This is a genomic window from Pseudotabrizicola sp. (assembly GCF_030656345.1).
In the GTDB taxonomy this organism is placed as follows: Bacteria; Pseudomonadota; Alphaproteobacteria; order Rhodobacterales; family Rhodobacteraceae; genus Pseudotabrizicola.
The window spans coordinates 309,914-327,667 of the sequence record NZ_JAUSNR010000010.1; the positions used below are offsets into that span (position 1 = coordinate 309,914).

Annotated in this window: 17 protein-coding genes; 10 read left to right on the forward strand and 7 right to left on the reverse strand. The window is 65.7% G+C overall.

The window, feature by feature from the left end; genetic code table 11:
• The 4 genes from Q7J44_RS05225 to coxB all read right to left on the reverse strand — a co-directional run bounded on the left by Q7J44_RS05225 (position 1) and on the right by coxB (position 2,719).
• Positions 1 to 570, reverse strand: coding sequence for a cytochrome c oxidase assembly protein (locus Q7J44_RS05225; protein ID WP_304877705.1), 570 nt, complete (start codon positions 568 to 570; stop codon positions 1 to 3).
• Positions 567 to 767, reverse strand: a complete 201-nt coding sequence (locus Q7J44_RS05230) for a hypothetical protein (RefSeq protein ID WP_304877707.1) — start codon at positions 765 to 767, stop codon at positions 567 to 569. The genes Q7J44_RS05225 and Q7J44_RS05230 overlap by 4 nt, the downstream gene beginning before the upstream one ends.
• The gene (gene cyoE, locus Q7J44_RS05235; RefSeq protein ID WP_304877709.1) at positions 764 to 1,699 is read right to left on the reverse strand and encodes a heme o synthase; all 936 of its coding nucleotides are present in this window, start codon (positions 1,697 to 1,699) and stop codon (positions 764 to 766) included. The genes Q7J44_RS05230 and cyoE overlap by 4 nt, the downstream gene beginning before the upstream one ends.
• Positions 1,700 to 1,771: 72 nt before the next feature.
• A complete protein-coding gene (coxB, locus tag Q7J44_RS05240) occupies positions 1,772 to 2,719 on the reverse strand; it encodes a cytochrome c oxidase subunit II (RefSeq protein WP_304877711.1) in 948 nt (315 codons plus the stop codon).
• Between the two features lie 183 nt (positions 2,720 to 2,902).
• Between coxB and tldD the strand changes: the two genes are divergently transcribed.
• Both tldD and Q7J44_RS05250 read left to right on the forward strand, forming a co-directional pair.
• Positions 2,903 to 4,324 carry a metalloprotease TldD gene (gene tldD / locus Q7J44_RS05245; RefSeq protein WP_304877713.1) on the forward strand — a complete coding sequence of 474 codons (1,422 nt, stop codon included), beginning with the start codon at positions 2,903 to 2,905 and terminating at the stop codon, positions 4,322 to 4,324.
• Positions 4,321 to 4,746, forward strand: a complete 426-nt coding sequence (locus Q7J44_RS05250) for a hypothetical protein (protein WP_304877715.1) — start codon at positions 4,321 to 4,323, stop codon at positions 4,744 to 4,746. The genes tldD and Q7J44_RS05250 overlap by 4 nt, the downstream gene beginning before the upstream one ends.
• 3 nt (positions 4,747 to 4,749) lie before the next feature.
• On the opposite strand, the gene Q7J44_RS05255 is transcribed toward Q7J44_RS05250, so the two are convergent.
• A complete protein-coding gene (locus tag Q7J44_RS05255) occupies positions 4,750 to 6,345 on the reverse strand; it encodes a divergent polysaccharide deacetylase family protein (protein ID WP_304877717.1) in 1,596 nt (531 codons plus the stop codon).
• 167 nt (positions 6,346 to 6,512) lie between these two features.
• Between Q7J44_RS05255 and Q7J44_RS05260 the strand changes: the two genes are divergently transcribed.
• The 6 genes from Q7J44_RS05260 (at position 6,513) to lexA (ending at position 11,428) form a co-directional block, all read left to right on the forward strand.
• The gene (locus Q7J44_RS05260; RefSeq protein ID WP_304877718.1) at positions 6,513 to 7,100 is read left to right on the forward strand and encodes an aminodeoxychorismate/anthranilate synthase component II; all 588 of its coding nucleotides are present in this window, start codon (positions 6,513 to 6,515) and stop codon (positions 7,098 to 7,100) included.
• Positions 7,097 to 8,110: an anthranilate phosphoribosyltransferase gene (gene trpD / locus Q7J44_RS05265; RefSeq protein WP_304877720.1), complete on the forward strand. Its 1,014-nt coding sequence runs from the start codon at positions 7,097 to 7,099 to the stop codon at positions 8,108 to 8,110. The genes Q7J44_RS05260 and trpD overlap by 4 nt, the downstream gene beginning before the upstream one ends.
• Positions 8,111 to 8,137: 27 nt before the next feature.
• Complete coding sequence (gene trpC, locus Q7J44_RS05270) at positions 8,138 to 8,950, forward strand: indole-3-glycerol phosphate synthase TrpC (RefSeq protein WP_304877721.1); 813 nt, start codon at positions 8,138 to 8,140, stop codon at positions 8,948 to 8,950.
• Positions 8,947 to 9,441 carry a cyclic pyranopterin monophosphate synthase MoaC gene (gene moaC / locus Q7J44_RS05275; protein WP_304877723.1) on the forward strand — a complete coding sequence of 165 codons (495 nt, stop codon included), beginning with the start codon at positions 8,947 to 8,949 and terminating at the stop codon, positions 9,439 to 9,441. Before trpC ends, moaC begins: the two co-directional genes overlap by 4 nt.
• Complete coding sequence (gene glp / locus Q7J44_RS05280; protein WP_304877724.1) at positions 9,438 to 10,622, forward strand: gephyrin-like molybdotransferase Glp; 1,185 nt, start codon at positions 9,438 to 9,440, stop codon at positions 10,620 to 10,622. The genes moaC and glp overlap by 4 nt, the downstream gene beginning before the upstream one ends.
• A gap of 116 nt (positions 10,623 to 10,738) precedes the next feature.
• Positions 10,739 to 11,428: a transcriptional repressor LexA gene (gene lexA / locus Q7J44_RS05285; RefSeq protein WP_304877726.1), complete on the forward strand. Its 690-nt coding sequence runs from the start codon at positions 10,739 to 10,741 to the stop codon at positions 11,426 to 11,428.
• A 138-nt stretch (positions 11,429 to 11,566) separates the two neighbouring features.
• Here the strand turns inward: lexA and Q7J44_RS05290 are convergent, their stop codons facing one another.
• Positions 11,567 to 13,675 carry a ComEC/Rec2 family competence protein gene (locus Q7J44_RS05290; RefSeq protein WP_370692956.1) on the reverse strand — a complete coding sequence of 703 codons (2,109 nt, stop codon included), beginning with the start codon at positions 13,673 to 13,675 and terminating at the stop codon, positions 11,567 to 11,569.
• Positions 13,676 to 13,750: 75 nt separating this feature from the next.
• Between Q7J44_RS05290 and gltX the strand changes: the two genes are divergently transcribed.
• Both gltX and Q7J44_RS05300 read left to right on the forward strand, forming a co-directional pair.
• Positions 13,751 to 15,154, forward strand: coding sequence for a glutamate--tRNA ligase (gltX, locus tag Q7J44_RS05295; RefSeq protein WP_304877728.1), 1,404 nt, complete (start codon positions 13,751 to 13,753; stop codon positions 15,152 to 15,154).
• A gap of 81 nt (positions 15,155 to 15,235) precedes the next feature.
• Positions 15,236 to 16,531: a citrate synthase gene (locus Q7J44_RS05300; protein ID WP_304877729.1), complete on the forward strand. Its 1,296-nt coding sequence runs from the start codon at positions 15,236 to 15,238 to the stop codon at positions 16,529 to 16,531.
• A gap of 179 nt (positions 16,532 to 16,710) precedes the next feature.
• Here Q7J44_RS05300 and Q7J44_RS05305 read toward each other — a convergent pair whose 3' ends face one another.
• Positions 16,711 to 17,703 carry a DUF2235 domain-containing protein gene (locus Q7J44_RS05305; protein ID WP_304877731.1) on the reverse strand — a complete coding sequence of 331 codons (993 nt, stop codon included), beginning with the start codon at positions 17,701 to 17,703 and terminating at the stop codon, positions 16,711 to 16,713.
• Positions 17,704 to 17,754 lie beyond the last annotated feature (51 nt).

The window sequence follows — 17,754 nt, forward strand, 5'->3', positions numbered from 1 at the left end:
TCAGTTTACAGCGTCGGCAGGCGGAACGGCAAGGGCTGCCTGCTCTTCCGACAAGGGTGTTTCGTAAAAGGTGTAGGACAGCGTGATCTCTTTGACGAACTTGCCTTCGCGGTCGGTCACGATGGCCGGGTCGACGAAAAAGCTGACCGGCATCTGCACGGTTTCTCCCGGTTGCAGAACCTGTTCGGTAAAGCAGAAACAGGCGATCTTGGCGAAATAGCCGCCGGCCGCATCCGGTGTCACGTTATAGCTCGCGGTGCCGGCAATCACCCGGTCGGTGGGGTTGTGCGCCTCATAAAACGCCAGCGCGTTTTCACCGATCCGCACCGTCATGGTGCGTTGCATCGGCTTGAAGTTCCACGCCATCCCGCCCGAGGTGGACCCGTCAAACCGGATCTGAATGGTCTGGTCCAGAATCGTGTCGGGTGCGGCCGAGGCCACGGCGGTGGTGCCGCCAAATCCGGTCACCCGGCAGAACCAGTCGTAGAATGGCACGGCGGCAAAGGACAGCGACGCCATCGTCACCGCCACGGCCACCAGCTTGGCTGCGGTTTTCAGCGTGTTGTTCATGGCTGCGTCCCCCCGGTTTGTGCAGGTACAAGTTCCGGCCGCACGGTATGGTCAAACGCCTGCATCGGATCGCCGCGCGTGACCTTCACCACGGTCAGCGCAAACACCAGCACGACAAAGGCCACCAGCGTGACCCCAAGGCCCACATTGCGCGAGAACCGGCGGCGGTGCAGGTCGTGGTCGGGGCGAAAGCTCATGCCCAGCCCCCCAGACCGTAGACCTTCAGCAACGCCTCAACCAGAAAGGCGGCAAAATGCAGGAACAGATAGGCGAGCGAGAATTTGAACACCCGCTTTTCGACCGCATATTTGTCACCTTCGGCCTGCGCCTCGGGGCGCTTCCAGATGTCATAGGCCCCTTTCAGGAAAATCGCATTCAGCACCAAAGCCGTGGCCAGCGTGAACGGCCCGCCGATGCTGGTCAGCGCCGACCAGACAGACACCGGGGCCAGCAGCACCGTGTAAATCAGGATCTGGCGGCGGGTTTCGCGGCGGCCATGCGTCACCGTCAGCATCGGCACGCCGGCCTTGTGGTAATCTTCCTTCATGAACAGCGCGAGGGCCCAGAAATGCGGCGGGGTCCACATGAAGATCAGCCCGAACATCAGCGCCGATTCGAGCGACACGCCGCCTGTGGCGACCGCCCAGCCGATCATCGGAGGAAACGCTCCGGCCGCGCCACCGATCACGATGTTCTGCGGGGTCAGGCGTTTGAGCCACATCGAATAGACCACGGCATAAAAGAAAATGGTAAAGGCCAGCAGCCCCGCCGCCACAAGGTTTGACGTCAGCGCCAGCATCACCACCGCGATGCCCGACAGCGCCATACCCAGACCCAGCGCCTCACCCGCCTGCACTTTGCCGGCAGGCACCGGGCGGCTTTGGGTGCGCTTCATGATCGCGTCAATATCGGCGTCCCACCACATGTTCAGCGCGCCAGAGGCCCCTGCCCCCAAAGCGATGAACAGAATCGCGGCAAAACCCACCACAGGATGCACGCCGACCGGGGCCACCAGCAGGCCCACCAATGCGGTGAACACAACCAGCGACATCACACGCGGTTTCAGAAGCGCGACATAGTCGCCAAACTGCGCCTCTGCGCTGTCGGGGTAGGCCTGAACATCGCTCATTGCATTTCCTTGGCTTAGGGAAATGGCCCCGGGTCACGGGGCCATCCACATCGCTTGCCCGCTGCTACGGGCTCAGTTGGTCGCGGCCAGACGGGTCGCGGAATAGGCTTCGACGTCAGCCGCCGACAGCACCACATCACCGGCCTGCGCGGCGGCCAGCCATTGGGCGTAAACCTCTTCCGACACGACCTTGACCGTGATCGGCATATAAGCATGCGCGATGCCGCAAAGTTCCGAGCACTGGCCGAAATAAATGCCCTCACGCTCGGCATTGAACCACAGCTGCGCCAGACGGCCCGGCACCGCATCCTGCTTCACACCAAAGGCCGGGATGGTCCAGGAATGGATCACATCGGCCCCGGTGACCTGCATGACGATGGTTCTGCCGACCGGCACAACCACGGCAGTATCGGTGGCGAGCAGGAAGTCACGGTCGGTATAGCCAGCGGCGGTCAGTTGCGCCGAGACTTCCGGCGTCAGCCGGTTGTCGCCGCCGGTCGCTGGCGCGCCGATCATGAAGCTGTCAAACGCCACCGGGGTCGTGCCTTCGGCATTGGGGTCGTTGATGCCATCGTCGACATATTCATAATTCCAGTACCACTGGAGCCCGGTCACCTTGATGGTGATGTCCCCGACCGGAATTTCCTGCTGTTTGAACAGCACCGGCAGCGAAAACGCCCCGATGAACACCAGGATCAGGATTGGCACCACGGTCCACGCCACTTCCAGCGGGGAATTGTGGGTGAAGGTTGCCGGATCGGGATTGCGCTTTTTGTTATAGCGGATGATCACCCAGATCAGCAGGCCGGTGACAAAGACAGTGATCACGGCGATGATCACCAGAAGCATCGTGTCCAACCCGTGCAGATCGCGGGCAAGTTCGGTGGCGGCGGGCTGAAACCCGGTGCCACGGTCAACAGGACGTCCCACGATTTCAAGACCTTGGGCAAGCGCAGCTGTGCCCGCCATCAATCCTGCGACACTGGCGGCCACCCCGCCGATTTGGTTCCAAAGACGCATGTTCTGTTCCCGCTATCCTTACGGCTTGGGTGCCGCTTGTCAGAATTCCGCCAATGTCGCATCGTGCGACGCACAGAAGAATCCCGTTGTTTCCGGCTGTCTTGAAACCATATTAGGGCCTCTGCCACAAGAGAAACCGTTGCGACAAAGCAGCGCCATTTGACTCAGATCAAGGACATGCCAATGACCGATCAGCCCTTCCGCCCGTTCGACACCCATCTGGATGAGGCAGCGGCCCTGGCAATCCTGCGCGCGGCCACACTGGGGGCCGATGATGGCGAGCTGTATCTGGAACGCCGCCGGTCAGAGGCGATTGTGCTGGATGACGGGCGGATCAAGACCGCCTCCTACGACGCGTCCGAAGGCTTCGGTCTGCGCGCCGTACGGGGCGAAGTGGCGGGCTATGCCCATGCGACCGAGATCAGCGAAAAGGCCCTGATCCGCGCGTCGGAAACCGCCCGGCTGGCGGTGGGTGACGGCGGCGGCGTGATGGCCGCTCCGCCGCAGGGCACCAATGTGAAGCTCTATGGCGATACCGACCCGATGGCCGATGCGACTTTCGCCATAAAGATCGACATGCTGCGCGAGATTGATGCCTTTGCCCGCGACCTTGACCCGCGCGTCATTCAGGTCTCGGCCACGGTGTCGGCCTCGTACCAGGAGGTTGAAATCCTGCGCCCTGAAGGCTTGCGCCTGCGCGACATCCGCCCGATGGCGCGGCTGAATGTCTCGGTGATCGTCGAACACAACGGGCGGCGCGAACAGGGCGGCATGGGCGGCGGCGGGCGGTATGGTCTGGCGGGTCTGATGGAACCCGGCCGCTGGCAGCCGATGGTGCGCGAGGCGCTGCGGATTGCTTTGGTGAACCTTGACGCGGTGGCGGCCCCTGCGGGCGTGATGGATGTGGTGCTTGGCCCCGGCTGGCCCGGCATCCTGCTGCACGAGGCGATTGGCCACGGGCTAGAGGGCGATTTCAACCGCAAGAAAACCAGCGCCTTCGCCGGGTTGATGGGCCAGCAGATCGCGGCACGCGGGGTCACGGTGCTGGATGATGGCACGATTCCAGACCGGCGCGGCAGCATTTCCATCGATGACGAAGGCACAGCATCGCGCCGCAACGTGCTGATCGAGGACGGGATTCTGACCGGCTACATGCAGGACCGGCAGAATGCCCGGCTGATGGGCGTCGCGCCCACCGGCAACGGGCGGCGCGAAAGCCATGCCCATATCCCGATGCCGCGTATGACCAACACCTATATGCTGGCAGGGCCGGATGACCCCAAGGACATTCTGGCAGGGCTGAAAGACGGCATCTACGCCGTGGGTTTCGGTGGCGGGCAGGTCGACATCACCAACGGCAAGTTCGTGTTTTCCTGCACCGAAGCCTACCGGGTGCTCAACGGCGTCGTCGGTGCGCCGGTCAAAGGGGCCACGCTGATCGGTGACGGGGCGACCGCGCTGAAACAGATCCGCGCCATCGGCAATGATCTGGCGCTTGACCCCGGCATCGGCAATTGCGGCAAGGCCGGGCAATGGGTGCCGGTCGGCGTCGGCCAGCCCACACTGATGATCGGCGGGCTGACCGTGGGTGGCTCTGCGGCATGAGCCTGATCCGCTCGCCCGAGCACATGCAGACGCCCTGGCGCGACCTGCTGACGGCGGCGGTTGTGGCGGTGGTATTGCCATCGGCCCTTGGCCTGCTGTGTCTGGGGTTGGTCAGCCTTGTCCAGCCGGTGCTGCCCGCCAGCGCCGGGGTGACCCTCTGGGCTGTCGGCACCGCGCTGATGCTGTCGCCGCTGCTGAGCCTCGCGGGGATGATCCTGACGCTGCCGGTGGCCTCTTTGCTGATCCGGCTGGGCTGGTTCGGCTGGCTGCCCGCCGCCGCCACCGGCGCGGTCCTTGGCGGGGTGATCGGCGCGATGATGGATTTTGTGCCCGGCGCCTTGGCCGGGGCCGCCATCGTGCTGATCCTGCGCGCCACCCTTGGCCTGCTGCGCCCGATGCAGGCACCGCAGCCAGAGGCGTAAGCCTCAGTCCCGCAGCATCGCCGACACCGGGGCCAGCGCCACGGTCGACGCCCGCCCTTCCACCGCCCATTCCAACAGGCCCGCCACGGTTTCGGGCCGCAGCGTGCCGATCACGATCACCCGGCCTTCCTGCGCTGCCTTGAACGCGGCGCGGTCAAGGTAGCGGCGGATCACCGGGCTGTCCTCTCCGTCCCCGTCGATGCGGCGAAAGATCGTCGCGGCAGGCAGTCCTTCGCGCCGCGCGACCTGATCGGCGGCGTTCAGCCCCTGATCAAAGGTCACCAGCCCCCGGCCCTGTTCGGCCAGTATCGGCACCACCTGCGTGGCCAGCGGGCGGTCGTTCTGGAACGCGGTGCCATCGGCATCAATCACCGCCACCGCTTCGGGCAGACGGCTGGACAGCACCTGAAAGCTCTGCTCCAGATCGCCGGGGCCAGCCCCTTGCGGAATGCCAGAGCCCGCCATCACCACCTCTTGCCCGCCCGCACGCCAGATCGCGGCGCGCGCGGCTGCGCCTTCGGAAAGCGGATCGATCACGATCGACAGCGGCATATCGAGGCTTGCCAGGTCGGCGCGGTTCACGCCTTCACCTCCGTCATCCACCAACAGAATCGCGAACAGCGGCTTTTGCGCGGCGTTGTCAAAGGGCCGGGCATAGCGCTGCAACGGCGGCAGGTCTTCTTCGGCCACCGCTTCCGGCGCGGCAGGGTCCGCCCCGGCTGACGCCCTGGGGTCGGCGCCGATACGCGGCAACCGCCCGGTAACCACGCCTGCGGCGGGGTCGTCCAACCCCGGGGCCGGGGTCAGGCTGCCCTGCCCTGCGGGCGGCAGCTCTGCAGGCTCTGGCTCCGGTTCTGGCAGCGGCATCGGTTCCGGGGTCGGGTCCACAAGGGCTGTCTCTGGCGCGGCCTCGGGCTCAGGCGCGGCCTCTGGCACCGCATCGGGCAATGGCAGCAGCAGCGCTTCTTCCTCGGGCGTCAGCGGCGGTGGGGGTGGCAGGTCGGCAGGCGCAGGCGCGCCTTCGGCCTGCGGCAGACCGGGCGCACCGGGCGGAGCCGTCGGCATAGGCGCATCGCCGGGGGCCGGAGCATCGGGCAGCGGGCTGACCTGCCCGGCAGACGCCATCCGTTCCGACGGGGCCTCACTCGGCGGGGCCAGCGGCGGCTCTGCCGAAGGCGGCGCGGCGGTGGCGGCTCTGTCCGCCTGTGGCGCGACAGGAGTCCCGGTCAGGGATGTGACCGGGGGGCCATCTGCCGGGGCAGGCACCACCGGCAGGTCAGCCGAAGGCGTGGTGCTGTCGGCCGCAGTGGGGGATTCCGACACGGCGACGGGTGTAGCGGGCACATCAGCCTCGGGCGCAGCGGGCTCGGGCTCGGGGTCAGGCGCAGAGTCTGCCACGATGTCCGGCGCAGCAGGCTCGGCCACCACACTCTCGACCGGGGCAGCAACTTCCGGCACAACGCCCCCCGGCACCGCCAAAGGCACCACATCCTGCCCCAAGCCGGCGCGCTGCACCGGCCCTGCAACCTGCGACACCACGACCAGCCCCCCTGCGGCGGCCAGACTTCCCCACAACACTCCCCGAACAAACCCGCGCACTGCCTTGCCCCTTTTTTCGTTGCCGGACATTGTGCCGATCCGTCACTGCTGATCAAGTGCCCATTCAGGCTGGGTGATCAAGCGGTCTTGACGCCCCTGCCCCGGTCTGACCATCTATAGCCCGACCCGCCCCGCGCTTCATCCCCTATCCGACAGGCCCAAGCAAGATGCTGCTTCTGATCGACAACTACGACAGCTTTACCTACAACCTCGTGCATTATTTTGGCGAGCTGGGGGCGGATGTCGTTGTAAAACGCAATGATGCGCTGAATGTGCAGGACGTTTTGGCCATGGCCCCGCAGGCGATCATCCTGTCGCCCGGCCCCTGCGATCCGGCGCAGGCGGGCATCTGCCTGCCGCTGACCACAGCGGCCTATGAGGCGAAGATCCCCCTGCTGGGCGTCTGCCTTGGCCATCAGACGATTGGCGAAGCGTTCGGCGGCCGCGTCATCCGCTGCCATGAAATCGTGCATGGCAAGATGGGGGCGATGCACCACGCAGGGCGCGGCGTGTTCGCGGGCCTGCCCTCGCCCTTCCTCGCCACCCGTTACCATTCCCTGATCGTCGAACGGGAGAGCCTGCCCGATTGTCTGGAAGTCACGGCATGGCTGGACGATGGCACCATCATGGGCCTGCGCCACAAGACCCACCTGATTGAGGGCGTGCAGTTCCACCCCGAATCCATCGCCTCGGAACACGGCCACCAGCTGTTGCGCAATTTTCTGGATGAGGCCGGCGTCAGGGTGCCTGCATGAGCGATATCCTGCGCCCGCTGATCGGCCTTGCCGCCGAACGCCCGCTGACCCGGGGCGAAGCCGAAGCCGCCTTTGGCGCGCTGTTCGACGGGCAAGGCACCCCGGCGCAGATGGGCGGTTTCCTGATGGCCCTGCGCACGCGCGGCGAGACGGTGGATGAATACGCCGCCGCCGCAAGCGTGATGCGCGCCAAATGCAACAAAGTGCGCGCGCCCGAAGGTGCGATGGACATCGTCGGCACCGGCGGCGATGGCAAGGGCACGCTGAACATCTCGACCGCCACCGCCTTTGTGGTGGCGGGCGCGGGCGTTGTGGTGGCCAAGCATGGCAACCGCAACCTGTCATCGAAATCGGGCGCAGCCGATGCGCTGACCGAAATGGGCCTGAACGTCATGGTCGGCCCGGCGCTGGTCGAAAAATGCCTGCACGAGGCGGGTATCGGCTTCATGATGGCCCCGATGCACCATCCCGCCATCCGCCATGTGATGCCGGTCCGGCAGGAACTGGGCACCCGCACCATCTTCAACATCCTTGGCCCGCTGACCAACCCCGCTGGCGTAAAGCGCCAGCTGACGGGCGCGTTTTCAGCAAGCCTGATCCGCCCGATGGCCGAAACCCTGCTGGCGCTTGGCACGATCAAGGCGTGGCTGGTGCATGGCGGCGACGGCACGGATGAGATTTCCATCGCAGCCCCCACGCAGGTGGCGGCGGTCGAGCATGGCCATATCCGCGAATTCACCCTGCACCCCGAAGATGCGGGCCTGCGCTATCACCCGTTTGAAAAAATCATGGGCGGCACGCCGGCGGAAAACGCCGTCGCCCTGCGCGCCCTGCTGGATGGCGCTGCGGGGGCCTACCGCGATGCGGTTCTGTTCAACGCCGCCGCCGCTCTGGTCGTGGCCGACAAGGCCAAGACCCTGACCGAAGGGGTCGAGATGGCCCGCCAATCCATTGATTCCGGTGCCGCCAAGGGCAAGATCACTGCGCTGGCCCGCCTGACCAACGCCTGACCGCCCAACAGGGCAAGGAAGACTGTCATGACCACGATCCTCGACCGCATCAAAACCTACAAGCTGGAAGAGATCGCCGCGCGCAAAGCCGCCCGCCCGCTGGCCGAGGTAGAGACCGCCGCGCGCAGCGCCCCGGCCCCGCGTGGCTTTGGCAAGGCGCTGTCGCTGGCGGCAGGCTCCGGCTATGGCCTGATTGCCGAGATCAAGAAGGCCAGCCCCTCCAAGGGCCTGATCCGCGCTGATTTCGACCCTCCGGCACTGGCGCGCGCCTATGAAGAAGGCGGCGCGACCTGCCTGTCGGTGCTGACCGATACGCCCTCGTTTCAGGGTGCGGACGAATTTCTGACGCAGGCCGCGCAGGCCACCGCCCTGCCCTGCCTGCGCAAGGATTTCATGTATGACCCGTATCAGGTGGCCGAAGCCCGCGCCCTGCAGGCCGATTGTATCCTGCTGATCATGGCCACCCTGTCGGATGAACAGGCGGCAGAGCTGGAGGCGGCGGCGACAGACTGGGGCATGGATGTGCTGATCGAGGTGCATGACCGGGCGGAACTGGAGCGGGCGACCTTGCTGAAATCGCCCCTGCTGGGCATAAACAACCGCAGTCTGCACAGCTTTGAGGTCTCGCTCGACACCACCCGCGATCTGGCCCGCCGTGTGCCCGAAGACCGGCTGATCGTGTCGGAATCTGGCCTCTATACGCCCGCCGATCTGGCCGATCTGGCGCAATACGGCGCGCGCTGCTTCCTGATCGGCGAGGCGCTGATGCGGCAGGAGGATGTGGCCGCCGCCACCCGCGCCATCCTGTCCCGCCCGCTGACCGCGCAAGGTGGCGTATGACCGACCCCACCGGCCTGACCCATTTTGACGCCACGGGTGCTGCACATATGGTTGACGTCTCGGACAAGCCGGTGACGCACCGTGTGGCCGTCGCGCGCGGATCTGTGGTGATGACGGCGGCCACTCTGGCGCTGATCACCAGCGGTCAGGCGACCAAGGGTGATGTGCTGGGCGTGGCCCGTCTGGCCGGGATCATGGCCGCCAAGAAAACCGCCGACCTGATCCCGCTGTGCCACCCTTTGCCGATCACCAAGGTCGCGCTGACCCTGACGCCAGACACCGCCCTGCCCGGCGTGGTGGTCGAGGCGACGGTAAAAACCGGCGGCCAGACCGGGGTAGAGATGGAGGCGCTGACCGCCGTGTCGGTGGCCTGCCTGACGATCTATGACATGGTGAAAGCGGTCGAAAAATCCATGCGCATCGAGGGGATACGGCTGGTTCTTAAAGATGGCGGCAAATCGGGCCGCTATGTCGCCGGGGATCAGCCATGATTCCGGTCGAACAGGCGCTTGCGCACTGTCTGGCGCTTGTGGCCCCGCTGGCAGCCGAACCCGTGCCGCTGGCGCAGGCTTGCGGCCGCTATATGCCACAGCCCGCCACCGCCACCCGTGACCAGCCGCCCTTTGCGGCCTCTGCCATGGATGGCTACGCCGTGCAGGGCGACCCCGCCGCCGGCGACCGTTTTACCGTGGTGGGTGAGGCGGGGGCAGGCCATGCTTGGCAAGGCACCCTTGGCCCGCTACAGGCCGCGCGCATCTTTACCGGCGCACCCCTGCCTGCAGGGGCCACCCGTGTGATCATTCAGGAAGACGTGACCCGCGACGGCGACATCATCACCGTGCAACAGGGTGCCGATTCCGGCCCCCATATCCGCCCCGCGAGCCAGGATTTCCGGGCGGGCGATACGCTGTCGCCGCGCCTGCTGCGCCCCAATGATCTGGCCCTGCTGGCGTCGATGAACATACCGCTGGTGCCCGTCACCCGCCGCCCTGTCGTCGCGATCATCGCGACGGGGGATGAGCTGGTGATGCCGGGCGACAGCCCCGGCCCCGACCAGATCATCGCGTCAAATTCCTTCACGCTCAAAGCTTTGGCCGAAGAGGCCGGGGCCGAGGTGCGGTTGCTGCCCATCGCTCGCGATACCATCGAATCGCTGACCTATGTTCTGGGGCTGGCGGCGGATGCCGATATCATCGTCACCACCGGCGGCGCCTCGGTGGGCGATCATGATCTGGTGGCACAGGTCGCAGAAAGCCTTGGCATGCAGCGCGCGTTCTGGAAAATTGCGATGCGCCCCGGCAAGCCGCTGATGGCCGGGCGTCTTGGCGGGGCGGCCATGCTGGGCCTGCCCGGCAACCCGGTTTCCTCGGTGGTCTGCGCGCATCTGTTCCTGCTGCCAATGATCCGCGCGGCACTGGGTCTGCCCGCCGATGCAATTGCCCCCCGGCCCCGCCCTGCCATTCTGATGCAGGATACCGGCCCGACCGGCCCGCGCACGCATTACATGCGCGCCACGCTGACACAGACCGATGGCCTGCCCCAGATCACCCCGTTCGACCGGCAGGACAGTTCGCTGCTGTCGATCCTGTCCTCGGCCGATGCGTTGCTGATCCGCCCCGCAGGCGACGGCCCGCGCACGGCAGGCGAAACGGTCAGCTACCTGCCGATCTGACGGCACCGGCTGTGGCTTCGCGCCCACAACCATCAGTTGCACTGCGCCTAGCCCCTTGACACAAACCGGGAACACGGGCAGAACATTGCGTTAACGAATGCAGATCAGGGTGGGATATGCTTACGCGCAAACAGCTGGAACTTCTGAATTTCATCAAGGCCCGCATGGACGTGGACGGCGTGCCACCGTCCTTTGACGAAATGAAGGATGCGCTGGACCTGCGGTCGAAATCCGGCATCCACCGGCTGATCACCGCGCTGGAAGAACGCGGCTTTATCCGCCGTCTGGCCCACCGCGCCCGCGCTCTGGAAATCATCAAACTGCCCGATGCGATGGAAAAACCCGCCTTCATTCCCCGCGTGATCGAAGGCGACAAACCTGCCGCACCCCCACGTGGTGCCATGGTGGTTGAAGCGGTGCATGCGATGGAACTGCCCGTGATGGGCCGCATCGCCGCCGGTGTCCCGATCGAGGCGATTTCCGAAATCTCGCATCACATCGCCGTGCCGGGATCGATGCTGTCAGGCCAGGGCAGCCACTACGCGCTTGAGGTCAAGGGCGACTCGATGATCGAAGCCGGGATCAACGATGGCGATATCGTGGTGATCCGCGAACAGACCACCGCCGAAAATGGCGATATCGTAGTGGCGCTGGTCGACGACACCGAGGCGACGCTGAAACGCTTCCGCCGTAAGGGCAACATGATCGCGCTGGAGGCGGCAAACCCCGCCTATGAAACCCGCATGCTGCCCGACCATCAGGTCAAGGTGCAGGGCCGTCTGGTCGGATTGATCCGCAGCTACTGATATTGGCTTCCCCCTTGTGCAGGGGCGCATCTGCGCCCCTGCACAAACCTTTTACGTCAGCGGCACGCCACTGCCCCCGCATGGGTTTGCAACGCAAACGGCAGACGCGGGGCGCGATAACAATCCGCACCCCCGCCTTCAATCCCCCAACGCCATCCGCATCGCTTTCGGGCGGATCACCTCTGCCAGCCCCTCGGGCCGGCGCGGCGAAGACCAGACCCGCTCCGCACCAAAGGTCGGCTCCACCCGCAACCCGCCTTCCACCGCATAGAGCGCCAGCGTGCCAGACCCGCGCAGCCGCTGCGGGTCCAGCAGCAGGCAGCCTTCGGGCACCTGCGCCACCGGCAGCGAGATCACCACCAGATCCGCCATCGCACAAGCCTCTGCCACCCGGTCCGCCGACCCCTTGCCCTTGAGTGCAACGCCCGTCACCCCCCCCGCCACAAACCGGCGCAGACCCATATCCCCTGCCATGCCACTGCGCGCCGCCGCGATGTCCTGTGTGGCAAGGTCGCCGTCATTTTCCAGCCAGTTCTGCGCCGCAAAGCCTGCGCCGCGCGGGGCCGACAGCGCCCGCCCGTCTGCCCCCAGCACCCCGACCAGCCCCGCATCGGCCGAGATCAGCACCAGGGGCCGCTCTGTCCCCCACCAAAGCAGCACCGCCAGCAGGCCCGGCACCACACTGACCGCCCGCGCCCGCCCCTGCAGCAGGATGAGCAACGCCCCGGCCACCGTCACCAGCGGCAGAACCCAAGGGCCCGGGGCCACAACAGCGGTGACCGACCCATTCCACCCCGCCACCCAATGCGCGACCCACAAGATCCAGGCACTGCCGCGTTCCATCACCCACAGCGGCAGACCGGCCAGCCCGAAGGGGGCCAGCAGCCCCGCCACCGCCCCCGCCGGCATCACCACAGACCCCATCACCGGCACCGCCAGCAGATTGGCGATCAGCCCGTAATCGGCATAGCGGTTAAAATGCGCGGCGGCATAGGGTGCGGTGGCAAATCCGCCAATGGCGCTCGACAGCACCAACGTGAACACCGGCATTGCCCATTTCGGCAGATGCCCCGCCACCACCCGGCGATTGACCGCACGGAAACCGGCGATCAGCGCCACCGTGGCGGCAAAAGACATCTGAAACCCCGGTTCCAGCAGCGTTTCCGGCTGCCACAGCAGCAGGATCACCCCGGCCAACGCCACCGATCGCAGGGTCAGCGCCTTGCGGTCCAGCAGCACCGCCCCCAGCATCACCGATACCATGATAAAGGCGCGCTCGGTCGCCACATTGGCCCCGGACAGCGCCAGATAGAACGCCGCCACCGCCAATGCGACCACCGCCGCCAGCTTCTTGCCATTCACCCGCAACGCAAGCGGCGGCACGGCGGCAATGCCCATCCGCAGCCCGGCAAAGACAAACCCGGTCAGGAACGCCATATGCATCCCCGAAATTGCCAGCAGATGCGCCATATTGGTGTCGCGCAGCGCCTGCACCGCCTCGCGGCTCAGGCCTGATCGGTCGCCGGTCATGATCCCGGCAATGAACCCGCCGGCATCACCGGGGGCCGCGCGCATCAGCGCCATCGCCAGATCGCGGCGCACGCTGGCCACCGACCACCCGTCCGGGGCCGCCTGCCACAACACCACCGGCGCATTGGTATAGCCCACCGCGCCCAGCCGGTCAAAAAACGCCATGCGGCGAAAGTCAAAGCTGCCCGGCTCGACCGGGCCATCGGGGGCCTGCAGGGTGGCTGTCACCATCACCACCTCGCCCGGAAACGGCGCATGGCCCGGCACCTTGCCGCGCAACGATATCCGCACCCGCTCTGGCAGGCGGCTGGCGCGCACCCGGTCCAGCTGCACCCGGTCCAGCGTGATGCGCATGGCGTCGGTCTGGCTGCGGTCGATGTTTATCACCCGGCCTGTGACCGGGCCGTAATAGCGGAAATCCAGCATCGGGGCCTGCACCACGTGCAGGCGCAGCCCGCAGGCCAGCACCCCTATGGCCACGCACCCCAAAGCCGCCGCAAACGGATGCCCCGCCTCAGGCCCCCACAGCCGCAGGATCAGGCACAGCAGCAGCACCCCCACCGCCCCGGCATAAACCTCCGCCCCCGGCTCCCACGACAGGGAAAACCAGCCGCCGATGCCCGCGCCGATAAAGATCGGCACCCAGGGGAACAAGGTACCCCGCGCCATCGCCAACGCTGCAAAGGGCCGGGCCAGCCAGCCAGTCAGGACCGCCACCTTGTTTCCCGCCCTTTCACCGCCTAGAACCGGGCCAAGCCTACCGCCCAGATGGTTTCCGAAAGGTTAAGTCCAATGTCCTCCCCCGTCGTCACCCGCTTTGCGCCCTCGCCCACCGGATACCTGCACATCGGCGGCGCGCGCACCGCGCTGTTCAACTGGCTCTACGCACGCGGGCGGGGCGGCAAGTTCCTGCTGCGGATCGAAGACACCGACCGCGAACGCTCCACGCCCGAGGCGACGGCGGCCATCCTGCAAGGCCTGACGTGGCTGGGGCTGGACTGGGACGGCGACGCGGTCAGCCAGTTCGACCAGCGCGACCGCCACGCGCAGGTGGCGCATCAGATGCTGGACCGCGGCACCGCCTACAAGTGCTTTTCCACGCAAGAGGAAATCGCCGCCTTCCGCTCCGCCCGCGAGGCCGAGGGTGCCAGCTATGCCGTGTTCCAAAGCCCGTGGCGCGACGCCGATCCGGCGACCCATCCCGACGCGCCCTACGCCATCCGCATGAAGGCCCCGCGCGTGGGCGAGACAAAAATAACTGACTCCGTTCAGGGAATCGTTACAGTTCGCAACGATCAACTGGACGACATGATAGTCCTGCGATCCGACGGTAACCCCACCTATATGCTGGCTGTCGTGGTCGATGATCACGACATGGGGGTCACGCATGTGATCAGGGGCGATGACCACCTGAACAACGCTGCCCGCCAGCAGATGGTGTATGACGCGATGGACTGGCAGGTGCCGGTTTGGGCGCATATTCCGCTGATCCACGGGCCGGATGGCAAGAAGCTGTCCAAGCGCCACGGTGCCACCGCCGTGGGCGACTATCAGGCGCAGGGCTATCCGGCGGCGGGCATGCGCAATTACCTTACCCGTCTGGGCTGGGCGCATGGCGACGCCGAGCTGTTTACCACCGATCAGGCCAGGGACATGTTCGGGCTGGACGGAATCGGCCGCAGCCCGGCGCGGCTCGATTTCAAGAAGCTGGAATCAACCTGCGGCTGGCATATGGCGCGCACGGATGATGCTGCGCTGCTGCATGAGGTTGAGGGTTATCTGGCAGCTGCGGGCCGCCCCGCGCTGACGCAGGGGCAGCGCGATCTGCTGTCATCAGCGCTGTATTGCGTGAAAGACCGCGCGAAGACCTTCCCCGAACTGCTTGATAAGGCTCACTTTGCGCTGACCTCCCGGCCGGTAGATGTGGATGAGGCGGCAGCCAAGGCTCTGGACCCAGTATCCCGTGGTATACTGAAAGAATTGACGCTGCGGCTGCAAAATGCTAGCTGGACGAAAGACGGGCTTGAGTCCATTCTGACTGAGGTTGCCACGGCCCATGGCATCGGTTTCGGAAAACTGGCCGCACCCTTGCGGGCCGCCCTTGCCGGGCGCAGTGCCACCCCAAGTGTTTACGACATGATGCTGGTCATCGGTCAGACGGAAACGATTGCGCGGTTGCAGGACGCCGCGGCCTGATCGGGCTGCACCCTGCCACCGCAAACGGAATGCGCCACCAGCCGGGACGGTCCGGCGGGGCGAAAATGAGGGATGTGAACAATGGCCGAGACGAAAAAGAACGCGACCCTGACCCTTGACGGCAAGTCCTTTGACCTGCCGGTGCTTTCGCCCACCCTTGGCCCCGATGTCCTTGACATCCGGAAACTTTATGCCGAGGCGGATGTCTTCACCTTCGATCCCGGCTTCACCTCCACCGCCGCCTGCGAAAGCGCGATCACCTATATCGACGGCGACAAGGGCGAGTTGCTGCATCGGGGCTATTCTATCGAAGAACTGGCCGAGCAGTCGCATTACCTCGAAGTCTGCTATCTGCTGCTTTATGGTGAACTGCCGACCGCCGCCCAGCTGGAAGATTTCGAACAGCGCGTGACCCGGCACACCATGGTGCATGAACAGATGCACTATTTCTTCCGGGGCTTCCGCCGCGACGCGCACCCGATGGCCACCATGGTCGGCGTGGTCGGTGCCATGGCCGCATTTTACCACGATTCAACTGATATCAACGATCCCTGGCAGCGCGAAGTGGCCGCGATCCGCATGATCGCCAAGCTGCCGACGATTGCGGCGATGGCCTATAAATACTCGGTCGGCCAGCCCTTTGTGTATCCGAAAAACACCCTCGATTACGCTGGCAACTTCCTGCACATGTGCTTTGCCATCCCGGCAGAGGATTACGTGGTCAACCCGGTCCTCGCCAAGGCGATGGACCGGATCATGATGCTGCACGCCGATCATGAACAGAACGCGTCGACCAGCACGGTGCGTCTGGCCGGATCTTCGGGCGCCAACCCGTTCGCCTGTATCGCCGCCGGCATCGCCTGCCTTTGGGGGCCCGCGCATGGCGGGGCCAATCAGGCCTGCCTTGAAATGCTGAAAGAAATCGGCACCGTTGACCGCATCCCCGAATTCGTGGCCAAGGCCAAGGACAAGGATTCCGGCTTCCGCCTGATGGGCTTTGGCCACCGGGTCTATAAAAACTTCGACCCGCGCGCGACGGTGATGAAGGAATCCGCCGATGAGGTGCTGGCGCTGCTGGGGGTGGAAAACAACCCGCTGCTGCAAGTCGCCAAGGAGCTGGAGCGGATTGCGCTGTCGGATGAATACTTCATCTCGAAAAAGCTGTATCCCAACGTCGATTTCTACTCCGGCATCATTCTTGAGGCGATGGGCTTCCCCACCTCGATGTTTACCCCGATCTTCGCCATCTCGCGCACCGTCGGCTGGATTTCGCAGTGGAAAGAGATGATCGGCGACAAGGGCCAGAAAATCGGCCGCCCGCGCCAGCTGTATATCGGCGAAGCGCACCGCGCCTATGTCGACGTGGGCCAGCGCTAAGCCCCGGCCTGAACCGGAAAATCCCCTCCCCCTTGTGGGGGAGGGCTGAATTGGGGGAACCGCTGCGCACAGGCTGCAAAGCCGCCGCCAGCCCTCCATGCAAACCAAATTGCCCGCAAGCCGCCCAAAAGCCGCGAAAGCGCCCACCCCTCGTGGGGGAGGGTGCCGCGCCGCGGTCCCTAGCGCCAGACCCGCGCGCGCTGCATGACCGTCATCATCAGCGACCCGCCGGGCTCCCGCTCGGCCACGCTGGGGTGCAGCTTTTCGCTGCGGTCATCACCCACCACCCGGCGGGCGCGCAGCATGAACAGCTTGCCCCATGACCGCCAGGTGCCCACCATCGGCGCTTGCGGATCGCAGGGGAACCGCGCGCGCCAGCCATCGGGCAGCACCAGCCCGCACGCCTCGGCCCGCCCCAGCATCCAGACCAGCGGAATATTAGCCAGGGGTCGCGCTGGTGCAAACCCGCCGACCTGCCCGCCGACATCGGCATGGGCCCCGGCAAACCAGACCTGTTCGACATTGCCCTGCCAGTCTTCGGGACAGTCCCACAACACCGGCGCGAACACCGCCCGGGTTTCGTGCAACGCCAGAGCGTGGAACCCGTGGCGGATCGACCCACCCAGCTGATGGTTGTGAAACGCGTGCCGCCCGTCAGTCAGCATCCACAACAGCGGCAGGCGCAGTCCCAGCGCCTTGACCGTATCCCAGACCCCCACCATTTCGATCGGGGCGGCGGGGTGGCAGGAATCGCGTGCAAAAATCCGCGCCGCCTGGCTTTGCGGGCCGCTCATGTAATGGCGGTAGGCCAGCGTCACATTGCGTTCGGTGGCCTCATCCTGCCGCAGCAGCCCGATCTGGTCGATCACCCCCGCCAAAGACCGCACGGCAAAGGCCCCGCGCGAATAGCCCAGCAGGAAAATCCGGTCCCCGGGGCGGTATTGCGTGGCCAGCCAGCCATAGGCCCGGCGGATCTGACGGTTGATGCCCCGGCCCTGCGCCACCGCGCCGACATTGGCCCAGCCTTCCCATTGCAGCCCCGGCTCATAATACAGCCGCCGCCGCTGGCCGTTTGTCTGCTCGCTCAGCAGGTGAAAGGCCAGCCCGGCATTCGTCTCATATCCCGGCAGCAGCGATGACATCGTGCCATCCAGCACGATGATATGATCCATCTGGCCGCGCCCCGGCCCTGCGGGGGGCGCGCTGCTTTCGGTTTCCACCAC